20 protein-coding genes are annotated in these 24,012 nt (G+C 64.3%); all 20 read right to left on the reverse strand.

The window, feature by feature from the left end; all coding sequences use genetic code 11:
• Window positions 1–9: 9 nt before the first annotated feature.
• Window positions 10–1,446 (reverse strand): hypothetical protein, encoded by a 1,437-nt coding sequence (locus ACZYTC_RS24135; RefSeq protein WP_488990730.1) that lies wholly within the window; start codon window positions 1,444–1,446, stop codon window positions 10–12.
• Window positions 1,446–2,636: a glycosyltransferase family 4 protein gene (locus tag ACZYTC_RS24140; protein ID WP_488990731.1), complete on the reverse strand. Its 1,191-nt coding sequence runs from the start codon at window positions 2,634–2,636 to the stop codon at window positions 1,446–1,448. The genes ACZYTC_RS24135 and ACZYTC_RS24140 overlap by 1 nt, the downstream gene beginning before the upstream one ends.
• A gap of 2 nt (window positions 2,637–2,638) precedes the next feature.
• A complete protein-coding gene (locus tag ACZYTC_RS24145) occupies window positions 2,639–3,922 on the reverse strand; it encodes a glycosyltransferase (RefSeq protein ID WP_488990732.1) in 1,284 nt (427 codons plus the stop codon).
• On the reverse strand, window positions 3,919–5,181 hold the full coding sequence (locus ACZYTC_RS24150; RefSeq protein WP_488990733.1) for a glycosyltransferase: 1,263 nt from the start codon (window positions 5,179–5,181) through the stop codon (window positions 3,919–3,921). Before ACZYTC_RS24150 ends, ACZYTC_RS24145 begins: the two co-directional genes overlap by 4 nt.
• A complete protein-coding gene (locus tag ACZYTC_RS24155) occupies window positions 5,178–6,467 on the reverse strand; it encodes a glycosyltransferase family 4 protein (RefSeq protein ID WP_488990734.1) in 1,290 nt (429 codons plus the stop codon). Before ACZYTC_RS24155 ends, ACZYTC_RS24150 begins: the two co-directional genes overlap by 4 nt.
• Entirely contained in the window at window positions 6,464–7,504 is a 1,041-nt protein-coding gene (locus tag ACZYTC_RS24160) for a glycosyltransferase family 4 protein (protein WP_488990735.1), read from the reverse strand. Before ACZYTC_RS24160 ends, ACZYTC_RS24155 begins: the two co-directional genes overlap by 4 nt.
• Window positions 7,501–8,877 carry a glycosyltransferase gene (locus tag ACZYTC_RS24165; protein WP_488990736.1) on the reverse strand — a complete coding sequence of 459 codons (1,377 nt, stop codon included), beginning with the start codon at window positions 8,875–8,877 and terminating at the stop codon, window positions 7,501–7,503. Before ACZYTC_RS24165 ends, ACZYTC_RS24160 begins: the two co-directional genes overlap by 4 nt.
• Window positions 8,874–9,797, reverse strand: coding sequence for a glycosyltransferase family 2 protein (locus tag ACZYTC_RS24170; RefSeq protein ID WP_488990737.1), 924 nt, complete (start codon window positions 9,795–9,797; stop codon window positions 8,874–8,876). Before ACZYTC_RS24170 ends, ACZYTC_RS24165 begins: the two co-directional genes overlap by 4 nt.
• Before the next feature lies 1 nt (window position 9,798).
• The gene (locus ACZYTC_RS24175) at window positions 9,799–10,680 is read right to left on the reverse strand and encodes a glycosyltransferase family 2 protein (RefSeq protein WP_488990738.1); all 882 of its coding nucleotides are present in this window, start codon (window positions 10,678–10,680) and stop codon (window positions 9,799–9,801) included.
• Window positions 10,677–11,456 carry an FkbM family methyltransferase gene (locus ACZYTC_RS24180; protein ID WP_488990739.1) on the reverse strand — a complete coding sequence of 260 codons (780 nt, stop codon included), beginning with the start codon at window positions 11,454–11,456 and terminating at the stop codon, window positions 10,677–10,679. Before ACZYTC_RS24180 ends, ACZYTC_RS24175 begins: the two co-directional genes overlap by 4 nt.
• Window positions 11,457–11,518: 62 nt before the next feature.
• Window positions 11,519–12,751, reverse strand: coding sequence for an ABC transporter ATP-binding protein (locus ACZYTC_RS24185; protein WP_488990740.1), 1,233 nt, complete (start codon window positions 12,749–12,751; stop codon window positions 11,519–11,521).
• Between the two features lie 25 nt (window positions 12,752–12,776).
• A complete protein-coding gene (locus tag ACZYTC_RS24190; protein ID WP_434961046.1) occupies window positions 12,777–13,625 on the reverse strand; it encodes an ABC transporter permease in 849 nt (282 codons plus the stop codon).
• Window positions 13,626–13,629: 4 nt separating this feature from the next.
• The gene (locus ACZYTC_RS24195) at window positions 13,630–14,736 is read right to left on the reverse strand and encodes a glycosyltransferase family 4 protein (protein ID WP_434961045.1); all 1,107 of its coding nucleotides are present in this window, start codon (window positions 14,734–14,736) and stop codon (window positions 13,630–13,632) included.
• A complete protein-coding gene (gene asnB / locus ACZYTC_RS24200; RefSeq protein ID WP_488990741.1) occupies window positions 14,714–16,543 on the reverse strand; it encodes an asparagine synthase (glutamine-hydrolyzing) in 1,830 nt (609 codons plus the stop codon). Before asnB ends, ACZYTC_RS24195 begins: the two co-directional genes overlap by 23 nt.
• 25 nt (window positions 16,544–16,568) lie before the next feature.
• Entirely contained in the window at window positions 16,569–17,222 is a 654-nt protein-coding gene (locus ACZYTC_RS24205; protein ID WP_488990742.1) for a hypothetical protein, read from the reverse strand.
• Entirely contained in the window at window positions 17,219–19,429 is a 2,211-nt protein-coding gene (locus tag ACZYTC_RS24210; RefSeq protein WP_488990743.1) for a GumC family protein, read from the reverse strand. Before ACZYTC_RS24210 ends, ACZYTC_RS24205 begins: the two co-directional genes overlap by 4 nt.
• A 73-nt stretch (window positions 19,430–19,502) precedes the next feature.
• Window positions 19,503–20,945: an O-antigen ligase family protein gene (locus ACZYTC_RS24215; protein WP_488990744.1), complete on the reverse strand. Its 1,443-nt coding sequence runs from the start codon at window positions 20,943–20,945 to the stop codon at window positions 19,503–19,505.
• A 236-nt stretch (window positions 20,946–21,181) separates the two neighbouring features.
• Complete coding sequence (gene nusG, locus ACZYTC_RS24220) at window positions 21,182–21,718, reverse strand: transcription termination/antitermination protein NusG (RefSeq protein ID WP_434961040.1); 537 nt, start codon at window positions 21,716–21,718, stop codon at window positions 21,182–21,184.
• A gap of 127 nt (window positions 21,719–21,845) precedes the next feature.
• The gene (locus tag ACZYTC_RS24225) at window positions 21,846–22,607 is read right to left on the reverse strand and encodes a hypothetical protein (RefSeq protein ID WP_488990745.1); all 762 of its coding nucleotides are present in this window, start codon (window positions 22,605–22,607) and stop codon (window positions 21,846–21,848) included.
• 29 nt (window positions 22,608–22,636) lie between these two features.
• Window positions 22,637–23,995, reverse strand: a complete 1,359-nt coding sequence (locus ACZYTC_RS24230) for an outer membrane beta-barrel protein (RefSeq protein ID WP_488990746.1) — start codon at window positions 23,993–23,995, stop codon at window positions 22,637–22,639.
• Between the last annotated feature and the right edge of the window lie 17 nt (window positions 23,996–24,012).

Raw genomic sequence — 24,012 nt, forward strand, 5'->3', positions numbered from 1 at the left:
TGCGTCTTGTCAGCGCGTTGCCAGCCTGGTTTCCAGCCAGGAGCGCATGCGTGGCGCCACCAGCCGGATGAACAGGGCAGTGAGAAGAACCGAAACCATCACGCCGCCGACCAATTTCGCCAGGCTGACTTCCAGCAGGGCGGCCTGGACCAGGATGGCACATGCCGAGGTAAAGCCCAGCAGCGGCCCGGCGCGCGGGGCATGCACGAGCCATCGGTAGATGCGACCATAGAGATAGCCGAAGACGAAGATGACGGCCATCATCAGCAAGGGGCCGAAATCGATGTAAAGCTCGGCCATGTAGCCCAGGCTGATCGAGGTGCCGCGATAAGTTCCGGAAAGGCCACCCGTATAGTAATTGGTGCGGCGGGTGTCATCGACCTGGCTCTTGTCGGCAAACACGATGCGCGGCATGAAGGGGCGGCTTGCTGCATCCAACAGGAGCGCGCCCTTCTCGTGGGGAATGGTCTGCGGCACGCGGGCGAGAACGACGGCGAACAATTCGACATAGGAGATGCGGTGGAGCATCTTTCCGGTTGCATCCGACATCGATGCACCGTCGAGCCGGCCGAGCAGCTGGGCAATGGTCGCCAGCCGGTCGCCGAGGTCGAGCGTGACGGCCTGCGAGGCCGAACCGCCGGATGCGGCATTGCGATAGTCTTCCTTGATGGCGGTCCATAGGATCCCGCTGACGACGATCAGGCAAACCAGGATCGCTCCACCCAGCAGATGGAGACCGCGCAGGCGGGTTCCGGCCATGGCTGTGGCAAAGAGGGTGAAGAACATCACCGTCTTGAAATCGGAGAAATACCCACCCGTGCTCATGGCAAGTTCGGCTAGAAAAGCACAGACGAACAAGGGGTTGCCCAACTGGTTTCGCACGAAGGATGCATAGGCGAACATCATGAAGAACGCCCATTTCAATCCGGCCAGCGCCAGGAGTGGCTGCGCAAGGCCGGGGATGAGGGCGGCAGCCTGGAGCGCGCCGACCGCGACGATCGAGGCCACGAGATAGAGTGAGAACCAGGTTGCGAGGGGCTGAGCCAGCACCAGTTCCCTCGCCTGCCGGCTTACAGCCCTGTCGGGGGGCCCGCTGCCGAGCCGTATGCCCACTGCCAGGAACAGCAGGCCGAACAGGGTCAGGATGATCGCCGACTTGTTGTCCCCGCCATAGATCGTATAGGCGCTGACATCGATGCCGAGCCAGTTGGCATGGAAGGCCGATATCGATGCCTGCAGCCATTGATAGGCGAAGATGAACAGCCCGATCGGCGGCTCGCCGGGCCGCCACAGCAGGGCAATGCCCGCAACGAGCACGACCAGACTGAAGGTGGTGAGCAGGGCGTTCTCGCCCGGCAGGTTCAGGATGGCGAGCAGCACTGCGCCGACGATCACGGGCCCAGGCAGAGGGGCTGCCGAGCGCGGGGAGGTGGCCGACATCGGCATCAGGTCAAGGCTCCTGATATCCTGCGCGGGGAGGCAGCCTTCTCGAGGCAGGACGACAGGGCAGCCTCGATGCCATCGACCGCCGCGCCTACGCTATAGCGCTGAACCAGCGACGCCAGGGCTGCCTTCATGCCAGCACCCCCGGGCAGATCGATGAGGGCTGCAGCAAGAGCCTTGACGTTACCGGTTTCGACGGTCCGCCCGCTGTCGGAATCGACAGCCAGGTCGGGCGCGCAGCCGCATTGGTCGGATACGATGACGGGCCGCCCGCAGGCCTGCGCCTCGTTGGCCACGAGGCCCCAGGTTTCCTGGCCGGAAGAGGTCAGCGCCAGGCCGTCGCAGGCCGCATAGAAGGCCGGCATCTCACTCTGGTTGCGAAAGCCGAGGAAATGCAGCCGCACCTGGGCCTGCGCGGCGCGTGCCAGCACCGCCTCGCGCATCGGACCGTCGCCCGCGATCATCACTTCGATTGCGTGTCCTCCGCTGCGGCATAGCGCAGCCGCCTCGATCAGATCGAGCGGACGCTTGCGTTCGATCAGCTTGCCCGCAAACGCTATGACGCGGCTGCCCTCGGCAATGGACAGTCCGGCGCGCAGGGCTTCGCGGGCCTGCGGCGTGGCCCGCGTGGCAAACCAGTCCGTATCGATGCAATGGGGTGAAAAGTGCAGCCGCGTAGGCGGATAGCCATAGTGGCGATAATAGGCCAGGGAGTTCTGCCCGACATAGAGCGCCGCATCGAAGAAGCGCAGCAAACGGGGATAGGCGGCCTGCTTCGCCCAGGCCTTCAGGCGCCGGCGCGGTGTCAGCAGATGGCTGTCTCCTCTTACCAGAACGGGTATGTTGAGGCGCCGGGCAGCGACAATACCCTGCAGATAGGATTTGAGCGCCCAGCCGCAAACGAGCAGGGCATCGAAGCCACCCTCCCGCAAGGCCTGGGCGATGGCCGGCGTATCGCAGCCGAAGAAATGGTCCACGCCCGGTTTCCTGGCCTTGTTGGCGAGGAATTGATGGGGATAGCCGGTGGCGAGGTCGATATCCCAGTCGAACGCAACCCCGAAGCCGGCATCGGCCTGCTGCCGGGGGGTGGGGCGGTGCGCGAAGAAGACCTCCAGGTCCATGCGCCTGGCGAGTTCCCGGAAGATAGGTGCCTGGTACTGGATGGGATGGGAGGTGAGGATTGCCAGGCGCATGATCAGCGCAGCTCGTCGAAAATGGCGCCATAGCGGCCGGCAATGGCCTTGGCCGAAAAAGGCTTCAGGAGATCCTGCCGGGCCTGACCGAGGCTGGCGGGGTCGAGGGCCAGGCGTTCCAATCCGGCGGCGATGTCCTGCGCCAGGCCCGCCAGGCCGTTGGCGTCGGCGAAGGAGAAATTGATGCCCCCGCCGGCCGCCGCGAGAAAGGCATGGGCGCTGGACAGGCGGTGAAACAGTGAAAGATAGGGGCGCCGCGTCAGCAAGGCAGGATAGATCTTTGACGCGGTATAGTGGGCTTCGTCCGAGCCGACCAGCAGGAGGCCTTGGGACTCGGCCATCAGCCCCAAGGCCTCGGCATAGGCGAGGCGTTGGGGGGTCTCGACGACGAGATCGGCGACTTTCTCCGCCTCGGCAAGCGGAAGGATGGAGAAAGTATCGCCGCCATTGGCCTGATTGCTCGTGCCGATGAAATGAAGACGCAGGCGCGCCGCCAGACGTGGCTGGCGTGCTCTCATTTCGGCAAGGCCTTTGAGCAGGGCCTGGAAAAGCCCCTGCGAGCGCGGCAGCGCCGTGCCGACATAGCTCAGATTGATCGTCGCAGGATCGAGCCGGCTTTGGCGGGTGCCAGGCATGGTCCCGAGGAGGTCCAGATCGCCGGGATCCCCGCCGATGGGCAGCGCCGCCATTCGCGATGTATCGAGCCAGGAATGGCGCGCGGCCAGTTCCTGGTTCTGGCGTTCGGAGACCGATGTGACGAAGCGGGCCTTGCGCAGGGCCGGTCCTTCGAGGCGAAGCGCGAGCTGATGGGATAACCCAGCCTTGCTCAACGGTTTCTGGTCTCCGCCCCACGCCGAAACCCAGGGGTCCTGGAAATCGAGCACCACCGGCACGCCGAATTTCGGCTCGATCCAGCGCGACATCAGCATGGGATAGAAGGGCGATCCCGTGATCAGCACGGCGTCGATCCGTCTGGTCGAGAGCAGGTCGGCCGCGCGGCGGGAAAGGGCCGGCCAGGCCCGCAGGCCGAGATCTCCGATGCCGAACCGGCGTGTCATGCGGGCTTGCAGGGCGGAAACCTTGATGATCTCCAGAGCCGGCGAGACCAGGCTGCCGAGCAGGGGATCGGGTTCCTGTTCGTAGAAGCGGTCATCCACGCAGAGGATGACAGGGGTCCAGCCCGCTGCCGGCAGGTGATTGGCCAGATGCCGGGCCCGATGCACGCAGGCCAAGTTGGACGGCGGGAAATAGGGGGAGACGATCAGGACGGTGCGCGGGAGACTCATGCCCGCCTCCGCGACGAGCCGTTCAGTGATTGACGCGCCAGATCGACCACAATCACGCTTTCCCGGTCCCAATTATAGGTTTTCTGCGCGAGATCGAAGGCGCTTGCCCGAGCCTGCGCCAGGCGTGCCGGATCCTGCAGCAGGCTGTCGAGGCTGGCAGCTAGGCTCACGGCGTCGTCGGCTGTGAAAAGCGCAGTGGCAAGCGGATGCGAGCCGGCGAACGCCCGCTGGGCCGGCGTATCGGACAGGATGGCTGGGAGCCCGGCCATGAGATAGGTGAACAGTTTGTTGGAGAGGGCGAACGCATTGTTGGCCGTATGTCCCGGTTCGGCGCACAGGCCGAGATCATGGCCGGCGGCCAACCGGACGAGCTCGCCAGGGAGCGCGGAGGGTAGGAAATGCAGGCGCTCCGGCACGCCCTCCTGTTGCGCAAGGCGCCGCAATTGGCCTGCATAGGGCGCACCCGCATGGCCGCGCAGGTAGAGGTGCGGTCTCGAGGTCGCCCTTGCAATGGCCTTGATCGCGCATTCGAGGCCGCGATCGGGGCCGATGACCTGCGAGAACCAGTAGAGGGACGGACCCGGATCGGCCGTACCCTTGGCGGCTGGCACATTCGGGGCCTGCGACAGCGGAAAGCTGTTCAGCACGATTTGCGGGATGGGCACTGCGTAGGCCTGCGCATAGGCACGCGCAATCTCGGGCGAGGCGGCGGTGATATAGCGGCATCCCGGCAAGGCGGCTGCCTCGATGGCGCGCAGACGCGAACGGTTCGCCTCGGCCGCCGGGCCGTCGCGCCACTCGCCCAGATGGAAATCCTCGGCATCGAAGGCATAGCCAGCGTGGAAGCGGCTGGCAGCGGCCCTGGCAGCCGGCAGGGCCGGAGGATAATGGGCGATGTAGAGATCCGCCGGGACGCGGCTGGCGGCGGCGATCAGGGCTGGCGTGAACACGCTGAACGCCCGGGAGCTGAAAAGGCGCCTGCCGCTCGCGGCGTGTGCTACGCCCGCAAGTTCCTGGCCGAGCCGACGCAGGCGCCAGCCCGCCCGCGAGCGCAGGTCGATGCGCTCGATCCGGAATGGTGCTTCGCGCAGGATGGATTGGTCGCGCGGCTCTACGCCCTCCAGCATGCGGGTCGCGACGACGGTGACGGCGAAGCCGGCCTGGTGGAGGGCATGCGCCTCCTTGACCACGCGCGGATTGGATCCGAGCTGGCCCGGGGTGAGGATGCAGATATGCGATCCCGGGTGGGGGCTCGTCATGTCCGCTCCATCTCGTGGGCAGGACAGCCGTGGTCGGCGCCTCCCAGGCGTTGCCTGAGCCCGCCGGCCAGGGCAGTGCGATAGGCCGGCCATTGATGACGGCGGGCCGTCTCGAGCGCGCCGGTCCGCATAGCCTGCAGGCGCTGGCGATTGTCGAGGCACCAGGCAAGGGCCTGCGTCAAGGCCTCTGCGTCGGCTGAGGGAATGACGAGCCCGTTCTCGGGCGTCACGAGGTCGGCCGCGCCCGTCATGTCTGTGACGATTACAGGCAGGCCATGCGCCATGGCCTCGGCCACGACCATGCCGAAACCGTCGGCAAGGCTTGGAAACACCAGGACATCGGCCTGCTCGAAAGCCTGGAACAGTTCGGCACGCGGGCGCGAGCCATGAAAGCGGATCGTGTCATCAGCCGGGGCGAGAAGATCGGCAGGCAGCCCAATCTGGCCATAGATGTCCAGCCTGGCATATGCGGCGACCGGCAATCGGCGCCAGGCTTCGAGGAGATAGGGCACGCCCTTGCCGAGGGTGATGTTGCCGGCATAAACAGCTCGGAGAGGTCCCGTATCGCTCCCGCGCGGGGGCCGGGACCGATCGAGCACCGGAGGAGCGCCGAGGGGGACGACCAGGATCTTCGCGGGATCGGCACCCCCGGCGATGTGGGAGCGCGCGGTAAGGGCGGAATTGGTGACGATGAGATCAGCGAGCCCGATCTCCGCGTCGCGCCTCGCCTGCCTCCGCGCAAAGCGATCCGAGAAATAGGCGGCATTGGCGCCGTCGAGCTGCTTCCACCGGGTCAGTTCGCGCTGACGGATGCTCTCGAATTGCCGGCTGCTGAGCGAGGGCAAATGCAGGATGCGTCGAGTTCCTTCATGCGCAGCGCGCTGGAAGCTCGCCAGCGCCGTATATTCGAAGGCATGGATGGCCTCGGCGCTGGGCACGTGGCGGCTGGCGACGGCCGCATCGAAGCGGTGGCTCATCAAGTCCCAGAGGCGGTCGACGGTCACTGGTCCGGCGCCACCCTTGGCCGCCACGCTGCGCAGGATTTCCCATGCCGGATAGGTCTGCACGAGGCTGTGCGGGATCGTCTCGATCGAACGGTGCAGCAATTTCTGGCTCAACGCCGCGGCCTGGTCCGACGGCAGGGCGCGCAGCAGGCGGTCGCCCCACCCTTGCCCGGAATAATGAAAACTGGTCACGAAGGTCTTCAGCCAGCCTTGTTCATGCAAGGCCAGGGCGATCTGCTGGGCATGCGGCATGGTACCGGGGTAGCTCAGCACCGACCTCATGCTGCAGCCCTCGAACGCCGTCCCGCGATCATGGCCTCATAGATCTGCAGATAGCGGTCGGTGACGGCATCCTCGCTATAGAGCATTTCGACCCGCTGCCGGCACGCGGCTCGCTCGATCCTCTCGAGCCTGGCGACTGCCGCCGCCATTTCCTCGACGGTGTCGACGACATATCCGGTGTGCCCATCCTCGACCACTTCGGGAACGGCACCGCGACCGAAGCCGATGACGGGCGTGCCGCAGGCCATCGCCTCTGCCATCACGATGCCGAACGGTTCTTCCCACAGGATGGGCATCAGCAGTGCGGCGGCGCTGCCGAGCAACTCGTCCTTTTGCCGGTCGTCGACGGGCCCGACATACTCGACATCGCCATCACGCAGATGCGGAGCGACATGGGCCTCGAACCAGGCCTGGTGTTCCCCGGCCAGATTGCCGGCAATGATCAGCCGCCGGCCGGCCAGCCGGGCCGCTGCGATGGCCAGGTGCGGCCCCTTGATTTCTTCCACACGTCCCAGAAAGACCAGCGGCGCGTCGTCTGGCACCTGTTCCCGGAAGGTATAGGTCTCGCTCGGCACGCCATTGGGAACGATGTGCCAGGTCCCGACGTGCCTGACATGGCGTACCATATGCTCGCTGATGGCTGAGAATTGCAGCGTGCCGCGCGACAGGCGTTGCGCCAGCCCGGTCGTGCGCGGGCTGATCTCGCGCTGGTAGGTCATCAATTTGGGGATAGCACGCGGTAAAAGCGGTGCCAGATAGGCCAATCGCGAGAAGCTGTGGATGATATCGAAGCGCTGGCCGGCGATCGCTCTCGCCAGTTCGCCGGCATTCCTGAACGTATCATAGCGCGAAAGGCTGCTCGCGCCGGGCCAGGCCCGTTTCGGCACCGGGCATTGCGAGGCAGGGTGTGCGAACAGGGTCAGGTCATGGCCGCGCGCCGCGAGGCGGCGCGCCAGCATGTCGACCACGCGTTCGATGCCGCCATAAAATTGCGGCGGCACCGGCAGTTCGGGATCGCAGGTGAGGGCAATCCTCATGGAGCGATCTTCACAAGCCGGCTTTCCCGGGCGAGGGCGGGCGGCAGCGAACGGTAGAGGTTGATCATGTCGTCGGCGACATCGGCCTGGCTGCGTAAAGGACCCTGGAATTTCGGCAAGGGATACTGGGATTTGCGCGCAGCGAGCCGTCCGATGGCTTCGGCCCAATCCCGCACGGAGCCGGGTGAAAGCAATTCGCCGCCTTCTGTGCCTGCAACAAGTTCGGCAATACCGCCGAGATCCGATCCCAACACATAGAGACCGGCCGCCTGGGCTTCCAGCACCACCAGCGGGCCGGTTTCCAGCCAGAGCGAGGGCACGAGAAGAACATCATGCGCGGCCAGGGCCTCGGCGGTGTCTCGATGAGGCAGGGACGGGAGGAACCGGACGCGCGGGTCGCCCGCGGCCAGGGCCCGCACTTCAGCCTCATAGCCGTCGTTCTCCGCTGCGCCGATGGCGTGGATGGAAAGTTCGACGGGTGTCTCCAGCGGCAGCCTGCGGAGGGCGGCAACCGCGACATGAATGCCCTTGGCCCTGTCCCATCGTCCGAGATAGACGAGCCGCAGATTGATACCCTCGGATCTCTTCCGAGCCGCTGCCTGCACGGCCTCCGCCAGGTAGCAAGCCGCGAGGCCATGGTGGCTGAGCACGAGTTTGTCGGATGGCGCGCCATTGCGCGTCAGCGTGTCGGCGAGCCATTGGCAGACGGCGACAAGGCGGTCGCTCAGCTCGAAGGCCTCGTTCAGCTCCTGCCCTTTCCCGATGGCGAGCGCCCTTGCCGAAAGCGCGGAGGCAAGGCGTGTGCGGCCCTGCAGGGCCCTGGCGGCAAAGGCACGGGGCAGCCGGCCGATCGCCCATGCGGCCGCGCGGGGCGCACCGCGGCTCTCCGCCCAGCAAGCGCCACAGCGGATCTCCTCGACCATACCGTCGCAAGGGACCTCTCCGAAGTGCAGCAAGGTACCGCGCAGGCATACGGTCCCGGCGACGTGAAAGGTGAGGACGGTTCTCAGCCCCTGCGCGCGGGCGGCACGCAGATGGTCGAGACCGCATCCTGTCGTCCAGGAATGCTGGTGATAGATGGCGCGTGGGTTCAGCCGCAGCAGGGCTTCGAAACGATCGAACTGGCCATGCCGGCGCGTTGCGCCACCAGACTGTCTTGCCTTGGGCAGTTCGACCGGATAGGTCCACACCGTCGCACCGCGGTGCTCGTAGCGATCCGGCGCGCCGGGTACTCGCGGCACGAGCACGGCGCATTTCAGGCCCTTGAGGGAGAGTTCCTGCACCAGCCCTTCCAGATAGATTTCGGTGCCGCCGAGATCGTAGGGCGGATACCAGGCGGTCGCCATGACGACATCGGCTGGCGTCTCGTTCATGGCCGCCCCATCATGGACAGCAGGCCGTGCGTAGCGCGCAACCCTAGCAGACGGGCGAGCGGCGTTGCGATACGCGCATGCCGCGATTGGCGCAGGCCGAGTGTGCGCCCTGCGGCGCTCGCTTCGAAAAAGCTTTTGTCCTCGCAGCGCAGCAGACCACGTCCGGCATTGTCGTAAAGGTCACGCAAGGTGGCGATGCGATCGGAAGTCAGGGTGCCGCGTTCGCGCCACAGCGCCTCGATCTGCCGGCCGTTGCGGAGCACGTCGCGCCAGAACTGTACGGGATCGCGCCGCGACAGGCTCTGTGCCGCGATCCGGTAGTGGGCGCCAATATGGGCGCTGGGCACGAGGCGCCCACCATGGAACGCCGCGTCGAACATAAAGCGGGCGTCCTGGATCACCGGCAGATCGGGACGAAAACCGCCGATCGTCTCGACCAGCTCTCGCCGATAGAGCAGGGCACCCGTGGTGATCCAGACATGGCTGGCAATCGCTCTTTCCGCGTCCTGCCGCAGCGCCGGCCAGTCGATGCTGCGGATTTGTGAGAGGACGGGAGCGCCTTGCTCGTCCGTGCTGAACTCCTGATAGTCACAGACGACCACATCGGCGTTCTCCGCAACGGCAAGGCGCCGTTCGATCGTGCCGGGCGTGAGCAGATCATCCGCGTCGAGAAACAGCAGCCATTCCGAGCGGGTTTCGGCGATGCCGCGATTGCGCGCCGCCGAGACGCCGCGATTTGGGCCTTCGATGACGCGATCGGCGGGCAGATAGCGCCGCGCGATATCGGCCGAACCGTCGGTCGAGCCATCGTCGACGACGATGAGTTCTGCGAGGCCGGGCTGGCCGATGGCGCTTTCGAGCGTTTGCGCCAAGGTTTGACCGGCATTGTAGCAGGGGATGATAATGGCGACGCTTGTCATGTCAGCCCGCTTTTCCGCCGGAGGATGGCGCATGGGCAAGCAGGGGGGAGCGCGCCGCGTAGATCAGCGCTGCCGGAAGCGAGACGCCCAGAGCCGCGGCCCTCGTCAGCTGCGTGCCGCCACGCAGATAGCCGGGCCGGCGCGTCTCGCTGGCGACCACACGCAGGAGGGCGAGGAGCACTTTTGCCCAGCTTCGTCCGGTCTTGCGGCGGAAATAGGCGGTTTGCTGCATCAGGCGCGGGGCCGCCTCCATCATGGAGCGGGAATACCAGGTCCCGTTCTCCTGGTGATCATGATGTTCCGCTTTGAGGTCGGGATGGCGGATCAGGCGCAATCCGAGCTGCTTGAGGCGGTGCGAGAACTCGGCATCCTCGAAATAGCGCTCGAGCCTGGCATCGAAGCCGCCTGCAGCCAGGAAATCCCACCGGCTGATGGCGAGGGCACCGGTGGGCAGGAAAGTCAGGGCTTCGTCATCCTGCCCGGTCGAGGGCAAGCCATCTGCCCGGTCTATCGCTACCTGATGCGGCCAGACCGCGCCCAACACGGTCCGTGGCATCCGCCCCACCAGCGAGAGCAGATGGGGAATGAAGAACCTGTCGAGGGCCATGTCGTCGTCCATGAAGAGAAGGATGTCGCAAGACGCGGCTTCCGCACCGGTGTTGCGGGCCAGGGCGACATTGGCCTCAGCGAGTCTCATGCAGCGCAAGGAGGCGAAATGCTCCGAAAAGCGCTCCAGGGCCGAAAGATCCGCGCCGGGGGTCTGGTCGACGATCACGATGTCGAGATCGGCGGCGTGGTCGATGGTCGCCAGCCTCGTGAGCAGGTCGGGCAGCCTTTCAAGGCGACGGAAGGTCGGCACTATCACCGAGACGGCCGCAGTCATGGGCGCCCGTCTCCCTTGGCTATGCGCCGAGCCCAGAGATTGTCTTCCGGCAGCGGCTGCCCCGGAGAATAGGTCTTTCCGTCGACCGTCAGCACTTCATAGCCGAAGCCGGAGAAATAAGCGGGCAGGTCTGCGTCCGGGATCCCATAGCGGAAATGGGATGGCAGATGTTCGAACAGGATGTGGCGTGGCCTGAGTGTGGAGTGACGGAACATGTCGTCGATGACGGCAAGGTCATGGCCTTCGATGTCGACTTTCATGACGGCGATGTTTTCGATCCCCAGCCGACCGGCGAGGTCACCAATCGTCACGGCCATGGCCAGGAAGCCGCGCGCCTCACCCGGCTTCCTCGGGCGTGTAGTACCGAGCGCGCCGGCTTCGGGAAGACCGAATTCGATGAAGTCGGAAGATCTCGAGAGCGGCGACGTCACCGGCAGGACACGATCCTCGGCCCCGGTCAGGCGGATATTGTCGAGAAGCCGGGCGCAAAGGCCGGGATGAGGTTCGATGGCGACGACACGCCCGCCTGGACCGGTCAGACGGGCGGCAGCCAGGCTGTACTGGCCGACATTGGCACCGACATCGACGATCGTCGCATCGGTTTCGATGAGGGACTGGAACAGCGCAAAACTCGCCGGCTCGTAGCTGCCCTCCTGGAACATGGCGTGCTGCACGTAGTCGATCAGGTCCAGCTTGAAGGTGCCATAGGTAAAGCGTGCCGTGACAAACCGGAACGGACGGCTGGAGCGCAGCCAGTCGTAGATCCGCAGCTTCAACGGGTGGTCCGGCATACGAGCGTAAAACCGCAAGAGCCTCGCCCGCCAGGGCAGGGATGATGTCACGACCATTCCGGCCTTTCGATCGCGATCGGCACGGTCAGGCAGCCACGGTCATAGGACTGCTGGAAATCGAACCCCACCCCTCCCGGGTCGGACTGCACGACGTCGAAACGCACGGGCAGGGACAGGCGATGGAATTCCTCGACCCGCGGCTTGATCAGCCACAGATGGATCTCATAGCTGCCCCGTGCCAGCGGCAGCGGGCCGATCGCCAGGGAAATGCGATTGGCGCCAGGCTGGAGATCGAATTCCTGGCCATGCATCGGCGCCGTCGACGAATAGATGAGCTTGCGCCCCAACTCGTCGTGAATCTCGATTTCGATCGCTGCCCGCCGCCGATCGGGAGATTGGAGGACGCAGGTGAGAACGAGCCGGTCTCCATAGGCGATCTGGCTGGTGGCGAGCGTGACGCTGGCGATATGGGGTCCCGGCGGGGGCCTGTCCTCGGTGACCGTGCCGTCATCGCTGCGGAACAAGGAGGCGTAATGGGCGATGGTTTCGGCAGCCGGTCCCTGATGCAGGATGCGTCCTCCATCGAGAAGGATGGCATTCTGGCACAGAGCCCCGACCGCACTGAGATTATGGCTGACCAGCAGGACGGTCTGGCCCCGGCCGGCGATTTCGTTCATCTTGCCCAGGCTCTTTTTCTGGAACTCGGCATCACCAACCGCGAGAACCTCGTCCACGACCAGGATTTCCGGTTCCAGATGGGCGGCGACGGCAAAGGCGAGACGCATATACATGCCGCTCGAATAGTGCTTGATCGGCGTGTCGATGAATTTCTCGACCCCGGAAAAGGCGACGATCGTGTCGAATTTTCGGGCGATCTCGGCCCCTGTCATGCCGATGATGGCGCCATTCAGGCGAATATTCTCCCGGCCGGTCAGCTCGGGATGAAAGCCGGTTCCCACCTCCAGAAGGCTGGCGATGCGCCCGCGAATTTCGACGCGTCCTCGCGTCGGCGCGGTGATGCGCGACAGGATCTTCAAGAGCGTCGATTTTCCGGCGCCGTTTCGCCCGATGATCCCCACGACCTCTCCGGGCTGCACGTCGAAGGTGACGTCGGACAAGGCGAGGAAACGGTCCTGCTCGACGGCGGGCCTTCCCGGGCTGCCAAAGGGCCTGGTTACCGCGCCGACCAGCGCTTCGCGAAAGGTGCGCAGCGAGGGATTGTAGCCGCCACGGGCATATTCCTTGCTCACGCCCATGGCGCGGATGCTGGGTGCGGTCATGGTCTAGGGAAAAGCCCGGCCGTTGTCAGAGGATGTCCGCAAAACGTCGCTCCACGCGTTCGAAATACCACACACCCAGGGCAACCAGCCCCAGCGACAGCATCAGGGACAAGCCGATGGATGGCCAGTCGAAGGGATGTCCCAGAAACACCGAGCGGAAACCCTCCACCAGGCCCGCCATCGGGTTGAGAAACAACAGCCAGCGCCAGGGCTCGGGCACCAGGCTTGCCGGATAGACCACCGGGGTGACGAACATCCAGAACTGGAGCAGGAAGGGTACGACGAAGCGAAAGTCACGATAGGTAACCGTCAGAGCCGAGAGCCCGATGCCGACACCCAGGGCGCAAAGGATGGTGCCGGCGATCAGGAGGGGAGCCGCCAGCAGGTTCGCACTCCAGCCCACCCCATAGATCAGCATCATCGCCAGCAATATCACGGTCGCGATCACGAAATCGACTAGGCCGACGCCCGCGGAGGCCAATGGAATGATCAGCCGCGGGAAATAGACCTTGCCGACCAGATTGATGGAGCCAATCAGCGAGCCGGCCGCCGCCGACACGGTGTTGGAGAAGAAGATCCAGGGCAGCAGGCCTGCATAGACGAAGATCGGGTAGGGCGAACCGTCGGCGGGGATCTGGGCGAGACGCCCGAACAGCACGGAAAAAACCACCATCAGCAAAACGGGCTGGATGATTGCCCAGGCAAAGCCCAGCACGGTCTGCTTGTAGCGAACCTTGACGTCGCGTTGCGTCAACACCCAGACGAGTTCGCGGTAGCGCCAAAGCTCGCGCAGGTCGGTGAGGCTCCACAACCGATCCGGACCGATGATCGTGACCACCTGCGGCAGTTCCGGTGGAAGCGGGTCGGCCCGCATCGGATCAGAATCGGCTTGAAACAAGATGGTCAACCTGTGCGGCGAACTGGGAGAAGGCAAAGCGGCTGGGGCGCTCCGGGTCGGGCCGGTCTCTATCGAGACAGGCAATGATCGCCTCGGCGAGAGCCTGGGGAGCGTCAGGGTCAATGAGGGTGCCGAGTTTTCCGTCCGCCAGGGCATCGCAGCTACCATCTTGGTTGGTCGCGATGATGGGCAGTCCCGTGGCGGCGGCCTCCAGGAAGACGATGCCGAACCCCTCTCCCGTGCTCGGCATGGCAAAGACGTCTGCCAGGCGGTAGATATCCGGCAGTTGGTCATGGGGGACCGGCCCGGTGAAGCGGATCAGGTTTGATACCCCCAGCCGTCGCCCGATCCCGGCGAGGCGGTCGTGATCGTCCCCATCGCCGGCGATGAGGTAGAGTATGTCCGGATAGCGGCGGCTGATCCGAGGCAAGGCCTCGATGACGCGGTCGTGGCCCTTGTAGCGTTCCTGCGAGGACAGGCGGCCCACGGTGAGGATCACCTTGCGCCCCCGCGTGCCCAGCCGATCGATGAGATCGGCAGGCGGCGTACCAGGCGAAAAGCGCTCTTCGACCGTATTCGGTAGAACATGCAGGCGTTCGGGTTCGATGTCGCACCATGCCAAGGCGCGTCTGCGCGTCGCCCGGCTGACTGCCGTGATCAATCGGGCCTGTCGTGTGGCCTGGCGGATGGCGAGGTTCGGCCTGGCCCAGCTCTCGATGCCGTGCAGCTGCAGCCAGAGCGGTATGCGTGCCAGCCTGGAGAGAGCCGCCGCCAGCGGCGCCATGAAGAGGTGGCCGCAGAAGATCAGATCATACCGTTGTGAAAGCGCCTGCTTGAAGGCCGTCAGACTATAGTCCATCCGGCCCGTCCGTGATGCGAGCTGGACGATAGGGGCGGGCAGATCCGTCGAGGTACCGGCCGACCGGGGCAGGACGACGACATCCCCGACTGTGGCGCTTGCAGCCAAAGCGGTAAGAAAATCCCGGTTGTAGCGGGCAATGCCGCCCGCCATGCCCCAGCCATCGGTCAACAGAGCCAGCACCTTCAATCGCCGCGGCGCCACGTCATGGGAACTGGCGGTGGACAATGCGGCTCCAGTCTCGTGCCCAGCCGTGCCGGGGTGGCTTGCGCCGGGCGGGCAGTGAACCAAAAGGGGAAGCCTGCATCCACTCAGCGATCGGCAGGGCAAACCCGGTCTTGGGGCGGTCAAGCACGGCTTGCGGCAAGGGCTGCGCCGGAGCCCGGGCAAGCGCCGTCTTGCCGGCAATGCCCCGCAAATCGAGCTGGGCCGAACGCTTGAGCACTTCGCTGTCGACCAGGGGTGTTCTGATCTCAACCGAGTGCGCCATGCCGGCCCAATCGGCATCGCGGAGCAATTGGTTGCGCAGATAAAGGCTCGACTCCAGCGTCGCGATGCGGGCGAAGGGGCGCTTTGATCGTCCCTGCAACTGGGCCTTGATCAGCTTCAAGGGGCCGAGGCGGCGCAGGCCTTCCTCGATGGTGTCGCGATCGAGGACCTCGCCGAGCTCCCATGGCAGGTAAAGCCCGCGCTTGAGCAGATAGGCACCAGCATAGGACCCCCCATATTCGGGCAGGCCGGCGAGTTTGGGATGAAGGCGCAGCCGCTCGACAAGCGGTTTGCCGAGGCGGCGCAGGCCCTTGCCGAGAAGCGGGATGCATGAAGGCACCCGCAAGGCGCTTACCCATCGCGGGATGTCCCGGAAGGAGGGGTAGCCGCCCAGGAGCTCGTCGCCGCCCAGGCCCGACAGCACCGCCTTGAGGCCGAGCTCGCGGGCCGTCTTGGCGGCAAACCAGGTGTTGAGGCCATCGATGCTCGGCTGGTCCATGGCGTCGAAGAAAGGCTGCAGATCGGCTTCGAACTCGCTTCTGGAGACCATCCGCGTGACATGGTGGGTGCCGTAGAAGCGCGCGATCTCGGCGGCATGGGAGGTTTCGTCTGCCGACGTGTTGGCGAATTCCTCAAATCCGATTGTAATGGTTTTGATTTGCCGGGCACCGGCATCGCGCATGAGGCCGACAAGGGCGGCGGAATCGACACCGGCCGAAAGAAAGGCGCCAACCTCGACATCCCCGGCCAGATGGTGCCTTACCGAATCCAGGGCAATATCGGCAAAGGCTGCGGGATTATCGTGCCTTTGCCCCGGATTGTGCTCTGCGGCGTCATAGACGGACGCCACCCGGTGGTAGGTTTGCGGCACCTGTGCGCCGGCGCGGTCGACCAGCATGGTCGATCCTGCCGGCAGGGCCCGAACCTCGCGAAAGCAGGTATAGGGTTCGGGCACGCTACCGAGCAGGTAGAAGCCGACATCCCCGGCGGGGTCGCGGTCGCGAGAGACGCCGCCTCCGGCAATCAATGTCTTGACCTGGCTGGCGAAGCGGAAGACCCAGCCGTCATCGCTGTAATAGAGCGGCTTGATGCCATAGGGATCGCGCGCCAGAAACAGCGAGCGGGCGCTCGTATCGTAGATGGCGAAAGCGAACATGCCGCGCAGCCGCGCAACCATCGCCTCGCCGCAGCGGGCGTAGAGATGCAGCAGCACCTCGGTGTCGGATTGGGTTTTGAATTCTGCACCTTCCTTCTGCAGAGCTTCGCGCAAGGCGAGGTGATTGTAGATTTCGCCGTTGAAAACGATGACATGGCGGCCATCGGCGCTCGTCATCGGTTGCGAGGCGCGGTCTGCGAGATCGATGATGGCCAGGCGGCGATGGACCAGGCCGAGGCGTTCTGCCGGATCGAACCATTCGCCGCTGGCATCCGGGCCACGCCGGGCCATGTGACGGCTCATCGCACTCAGTTCCGTGCAGCTGATGGCGTTGGCCGCATAGTGATAGGCGAAGATGCCCGCGACGCCGCACATCAGGCAGGGAGCCATTCGCTGGTGTTCCGGACAGCATGCATCACGGAACCGAACCTTCTGGCTGGGCAGGTGCGGACGGGCCGAGGCCGAGATCGTCGAGCCTTGCCTGGTTCATGCCGTCTGCCTGGCGCAGCAGTGCGGTGAGCTGGGTGCGCGTGGCGAGGCTTGCCGAAAGGGTCAGGCGCATGACGAGCTTGTCGGAAGTCTCGAAGCGGTCCCAGCCGCCGGCGATATCCTGCGCCACGCGGCGGCGGAGGTCGTCGGGAAGAGCGGTCCATAGCGGCAGGGCGAAGAGAGCGCGGCTCGCCATCAAGACCGATTCATTCGGCCCCATCAGCGCCGACAAGCGCAGGGCCTGCGCGACCTCTGCCATGCCTTCGCCGCCGGCGAGCCGGGCCGTGGCCAGATCGAGCCAGGCGCTGCTCGACAGAGGCTGGCGGGTCAGCAGACGGGTGGCAGCCTTGATGCTGTCGACGGGCGGGCTCTGAGGGATGGCGGATTGCATGGCGGCCTCGGCAAGGGCCTCAGTTTCCAGCGTTGTCGCAAAGCTTTGGAGGGCGGCTGTGTCGCTGCTTTCCTCGGCCAGGCGCTCGGCGAGCGCAAAACCGAGGACCGGGACCGAGCGCCAGACCGCAAGGCCGGCCACAGCGATGCAAAGGACCGCCGTGCCTATCCGCGCTATCCGACTGCTCATTTCTCGTAATATTTCCGGTAGTAGCGGCTGCCATAATAGTAGCCATAGGCAAAGCGGCCATACTTCTTGGCCTTGTCGTCCATGATGTGATTGAACACGATGCCGGCGACTTTCTTCTGGCCGGCGATCTGGCGCAGTGATTGCTGCACCATTTCGCGGGCCGTCGAGGCCCAGCGCACGATATAGATCACCTTGTCGACGAGATTGGACACGATCACCGGGTCGATCACCGGTCCCATTGGTGGCGTATCCACGATCACCACATCGAACCGGCTGCGCACCTTTGCCATCAGCGCCTTCATGCGTTCGGAGGCCAGAAGATCAGGCTGGTTCTTGCTCTCGCCACCCGCTGAAAGCGCCCAGATCCGAAGCTTTTCGCTGTAGAAGAGCGCCTGCTCGAGCTCGATCTCGCCCAGCAGGCACTCGATCAGGCCGGGGCCCTTGTCTGTCCTCAATTGCGAGGAAGCCGAGGGGTGGCGCAGGTCGCAATCGATGAAGAGCACGTTCTGGCCCGACTGGGCCGCCGAGGTCGCCATCATCAGGGCGATCGTCGTCTTGCCTTCGCCCGGCAGGGTCGACGTCACCTGCACCACCTTGGGAGGATGGTCGACATCGCTCATCTGCACGGCGCTGCGCAGGGAGCGTATGGCCTCCGAACTGCGCGCCAACGGCATTCGCAAGGGATATTCGGGCAGGCTGAGGATGCGGCCGCTCTCGTCCTTGGTACGGGGCGTGAAGCGGGATATCGAAGCCAGCAGCGGCATTTCGAGAAGGGTTTCGATCTCGCGCGGCGTGGTGAAGCCGGCGTTCAGCGCCTCTTTCAGATAGGCCGCCCCAATGCCAACGATGAGCCCGAGGATGAGCGAGGTCAGGATGATCTGGGTGCGCTTCGGGGAAGAGGGGATGCCGGGCGCCACGGCGGGCGTGATGATCCGCGCGTCGCGGGCTTCGAAGGTCGACTGTTCCTGGGTCAGGCGCGCGCGTTGCAGGAAATCCTCGAACAGGCTCTTGTTGACGGCGGCGGTCCGCTCGAGCTCGCGCAGGGTGATCGTCTTGGATGCGTCGAGGTCGGATTGCCCGGACGCCTCCTTCAAGGCTTGCTCGGCCGCGTCCTGCCGGGCCAGAGCGAGATTGTAGTTGTTCCTGACATCGCTGGCGATCTGGCGCAGTGTATTGGCGATGCTGCGGCGCACATCGGACAATTGGGCACGGACGTTGACGACCTGGGGATGGGCGCCCGTATAGCGCGCCAGGAGATCCGCCTCCTGGCGGGACAGGTCGTTTTCCTGCCGCCGAAGATCGGCCAGCACGCCTGAATTGGCCGCCTCGGGCAAGGCGTCGAGCTTGCCGCGTTCGGCCTGGATCTTGGTCAGCAGATCAAGATGCGACTTCTTTTCGGCCGTGTCGGCGCGCGCCGATACCAGCCGGCCGTTCAATTGGGTGAGCTGCTCCTGATTGAGCGTCGCACCGGGGACGGCTTGCGCGAGATTGTTGTCGGCCCGGAACCTCGCCACCGCTTCCTCTGAGAGGCGCAATTGCTGGCGTAGCTCCACCAGCCGATCGTTCAGCCAGTTCGAGGCGCGCTTGGCCGCCTCGAAGCGGGCGTCGAGCTTATCGACGACATAGGCATCGGCAATCGCATTGGCCAGTTTCATGGCCTTGGCCGGGCTGTCGGAGGTGTAGGAGACGTTGATCACATAGGCCTGACCGGCCCTGGAGATCAATACCGCATTCTTGAGGCCTTCCACCGCGGCGACCATGTCCGGAGACATGTCGTCGTCTGACCCGCCTGCAGGAGCCGATGCTGCCGATGGGGAGGAACCGGCATTGTCCTGGGACGGCTGGGCGGGAGTGCCGCCGCCGAGCAGGCCTTCCTTGAGCACCACGCGCTTGAGCAGGACAGTGGAGCGCATTACGGCGATCTCGCTCTCGACCACGGACAGATCGAGAGCGGTGTCGGTGTAGATGGAGTCCGGACCAGCGGCCTTTTCCTTGCGGGGGTCCAGCAGCAATTGGGTGGTGGCGGTGTAGAGCGGTGTTTGCCTGGCGACATAGATCGCCCCCAACAGTGCAGCCAGGATGGTCCAGGCAAGGATGAAGGCCCATTGGCGCCAGACGAAGTTGACGGTATCGCGGACATCGAATCCGCTGCCCTGGGTTTCGCTGTCGTCCAATCCGCGCAACCTCGTGTCGAGACGGTTCAACATCTGGCGCCGTTCCTTGCTTTCGCTCCGCAGCCCCGATCGTCGTCAGGGATCCATCTGCAGTTCATGACAGCCTCTAGTCCGACAGATTCGCGTTGGAGCTGGCCCATTGCGACACGCCGGCTCCCAGCAAGGCCATGAAGGTCAACGAGATCGCCTGGATCTGCAGGCTGAAATCGACGAGCGCATGCACGCCCAGGAGCACACCGGCACCGGCGGCGCAGATTAGCGGAGCCCGGTGCCGCCGTCGGCGAAACACGCCGACGGCACAAACGCCAACGAGCCAGGCGACCAGAGTTATCATCATGGTTCCGAATGCAAGGCCAAGGCCCTGCAAAACCTCAAGATAAGTGTTGTGAGCTTTGTCCCACACGCCGGTCGTCGAGATCGACTGATCGCGATAGACGGGGAAAATGTCGGTAAAAGTGCCGTAGCCGAAGCCCGAGAACGGAGCATCCTGAAGGGAGCGGACCATGATGTCGTTGACGGCCGCCCGCTTCGTATCTGTGAGGCCGGAGGCGGCGATACGCCCGAAAACGGTGTCGCCCAGCAAGGCGACCGCACCACCTAAAGCCAGCAGCGGCAGAAGGAGCACCGAAATCCGCTCGACGATGGATCTGCCCGATCGGGGGAACGACAAAACCAATATGCACGCGATAGCGGTGGCGGTGGCGATGACGCCTCCACGCGAACCGCTTGCCATCAGGGCGCTCAGAGCGACCAATCCCGCGCCGATCTCTACCCAATGGAGTTGAGCCATCGGCGGGAGGAAACGGCCTGAGCGGCGGAGATCGAGGCCGACCGCCGGTGCCGCCCCGGCTCTCAAGGCCCTGAGCCATAGGGTCAAAGCGATGATGACGCCGATGCCGGCATAGGCCGCCAGGCTGTTGCGGTTGATGAAGGTCGATCGCACCAGGCCGGGGGCGGAACCGTCGAGATAGGGAATTTTCGAAGCCTCGAAAACCGCGAGATAGAGTCCCAACGCTGCATAGACGGCGATGATGGTCATGATCGCATAGAGCAGCAGACGTGCCCGGGAGGCCGAGCGGCAGAGCTGGAGCGCCAGCCAGAACACGCTGGCGTCGGTGATCAGGCGGAGGAGCCCGAGTGCGCTCGCACCGGGATCGACACTGATCGTGCCGGGGAGGGGTTCGCCGAGCGCCTGGGCAGCCAACGGCCAGATGGGGTGAACCAAGGAGGGCGGCATCCCCGGTGAAATCTGCAGGAGAATCCAGGCGACGACACCAATGAAAAGGCCTATCGGGACCAAGAGATAGCGTGCAGCCACCGCATGGGGCCGGCCCAGGACGACCCGGCTGAGTTCGTAGGCGATGACCAGCCCCGGGAACAGGATGCCGTTCACGCCCCAAGCTATCGGCCTGTTGCTGCCGAGCCAGGCCGGAGCCCAGGCAAGGCCGAGGATGAGCGCCACGAGGAGAAGGCTCTCGATCACGCCCGCCGCCGTCCTTGCCCCGGCAAGGGATGCCGGGCGCTCATCCACAAGCGTGCCGTTCGCCACCTTCGCCAGCCCCGATCTCGACTTCCCGTTTTGCCATGCTACCGCCGTTAGGGTGAAACGACCTGTCTCACCCTCTGTCCGACATCTGAAGGCCGGCTTGCGCCGGCTGGAGCAAAGCGCGCTCATGCTGAAACGCGGCTTTACGCCAACTCCATGTTTCCAAGCCAATCCAACGGATTGGCTAGAGCGTTTTTGCGATTCTTGGCGATACCGCCAAATTGCAAAACGCTTTAACTTCAAACCGCCTCCAGCGCTCGCCGTGGCAGATTGATTTCCACGGCCCGGCCCATGATTTCCAACAGCACGCGGGCGCGTTCATTGGGATCGAGGCGCATCAAGGGGCCGATGCTTTCGGTAAAGGGACCCAGCTTCACGCGAACCGTTTGCCCCTGCGAAAGATCACGATCGAGCCGCGCGATGCCGTCGGCATCGACATAGGTCAGGATCGTTTCGACCACGCCATCGGGCACGGCGAGCGGCAGGCTGGAACCCATCACCACCTGCACCACCCCGATGGTGCCGTTGATCGAGCGCCAGCGTTCGCGCTCCAGATCGAGGCGTACGAACAGATAGCCGGGAAAGAGAGCGTGGAGGACGGTCCGGCGCTTGCGTGCATGCATGACGGTGCGCTGCGTGCGCGGCAGGAAAACCTCGAAGCCCTGCGCTTCCAGATTGAAGCGCGCGGTTTCCTCCGAGCGGACGCGTGTCTGTGCGACATACCAGCGCTGCCCGCCTGCATTGGCCCGGAGCAGGCCGGATAGGGGCCCGCTCATGATTGCGTTCGGCACGAGAGAGCGTTCGGGGCCTGCGCCCCTTCGATGCCGGCTCCAGGATTGGCAAACGCGTCGTTGCTGAACAACATGGCCTCAGGCTCGCGGAAAAGAACGGGGCTGGCAACCATCAATTTCGACTTATCGGCAGGTTGGGGGGAACCGACGAGGTCCAGCCAGCGGCGTTGTGGGGGCTTTGATAGACAGGCGCAAAGCAGCCCCTCGGGCTGCCCGAGGCCGTGGCGAGTGTCGCGAATCGCTGGCGCGCCAGCGCCGTCAGCAGGGAGGTGAGAGTCCGGTCGGCGCATTGCATTGCGGCCCTGATGGGCGTGCCGCAGGTCAGCGAATAGGGTTTGATGCCGGTCTTTTCCCGAACGCAGTCCCGCCGCACCGCGGCAATTGGCGACCTGGGATCGAGGCCACGCAGCATCATGATCTTTTGGAGCCTGTCCATACATCCTGTCCGGCACTGCGGACTGGATTCGGCCAGTTCGTCGAAGGCGCGCAGCAGGCCGCGAGCGATCGCATTCATTTGCTCGGGATTGGAGCGATTAGCCAGAGTGACTAGTGCGAAGGCCTGCTCAGGCTGTGCAACGGCCATTCGGTAGGACGTTTCTTCCAGGGCCTGCCCACCATGGGGATGGACCGAAAGCAGCCTGAGCATCTCCGGCGAAAGGTCTTCCCGCGCCTGCTCGCAACCGAGTGGATCCGCTTCCGAGACGCAGGTCGGAGCATTGGTGGCCTGGGCCTGTGCAGCAGCGACGTGCCACAAGCAGGCAAGAATTGGCAGCGTGAGCCTCGCCAGCATGGTTGATGGCTCCCTAAGGCGTTTTGCGATCTGCCGGCATTGGCAAGAATCGCAAGGATGCGTCCAAACAAAGAGCTGCAGCATAGCGCGTTCCCATTTGAACGCGCTGATCTCTAGTAATGGTACGTCAATCCGACCGAGACGACATTCTGGTTGAACGAGCTGGTGGAATTGAAAAGGGCCGCTTGCCTGTATTTCGAATTGGAATGATTGAACTGGTATTCGAGCGTAAGGGCCATATTGCGCCATAGGTCGTAACGAAATCCTGCGCCAGCCGACCAGACCTGAGTTTGAGTGAGATTGGATATTGCATTGTATCGTGTTTGGCCATAGCCGGCCTGGACATAGGCCGACCACAGTTGTGACAGCGCGTAGTCGGCCTGAATGCGAGACTGGAATGTCCGGCCTGACGCCGATTGCATGGCCTGAGAGACGCTGCCATTGCCTGAGGGAAGCAGAACGGGGGTTTGCGAAAAGGAGAGCGACTGATCGGCAGAGGCGGCAATAGTGATGTATTGCGTGGGGTAATATGTGATCCTTCCGCCGAATGCAGGCTGGTTCGACGAGCCTGAGATGCGGCGCGATCCGCTGCGGGTCTGATAACCGACATAGACTTCGCCGCGCACGAGCCGGATCAGCTCCGAGCCGAGGCCTGTGGTCACGTGGTAGACGGAGTCGCCCTTGACGTTCTTGTCATATCGATGGAAATCGGCGCCACCTTCGATGAAGGCATAGATCTGCGGGGTCAGCATGGTGGTGGCGCGAAGCGCCACATAATAGTCCGTTCCATTGAACGGCTTGGGGAATCCGCTCTTTGCCTCGACCCTGTCATCGGGGCGATCGAAGCTGGCGTAGATGACGCCGCCGGACAGGCGCAAGGAGGTCTGATCGGTCACCTTCTTTTCGATCGAGGCGCCGGCCTCATAGGTGTTGGTGAAAATCGAGGAATCGGTGAGCACGGCGCCCGGCCGTTGCCAGGTCTGATAGGGCGATGACCAGAAACCTGGGACGAACATGCCGTTGGCGCGGGTGAAATCGCCGTGCAGCCGGATGGTCAGATCCGGCAAGGGCGAATAGGTCCACGCCCCTCCGACCTTGGCAGTGATGCGACTGCTATCCTGATGCGACGGGTAGAGCTGGAAATCACCATTGGCATAGACGGCGAGGCGATGAATTCCGTCTTCCCAGGCCGCGTCCAGGCGTGGCTGGATCTGCAACCCCAGGGATGACTGGCGGTGCCGTGCCTGACCGTCGATATTGTCGTTGTATACCGTGCCGAGGAACAGGGATGGATAAACCAGCCAGCCGCCAAAGGGCAGTCCCTCGACAAAGCTGGGGCTGGCGGTGATACCCAGTGTCTCGATCGTGGTCTGGCTGGGCGTGGCGTCGAGCGCCAATGCAGGTCGCAGGCCGAAGCCCGGAATGAGCGTCGTCACCGATGCCAGGAAAACCAGTGACGTTTTACGCAGCATGGGTACTCCTGGCTGTT

The sequence above is a fragment of the Labrys sp. F242 genome (assembly GCF_057813875.1).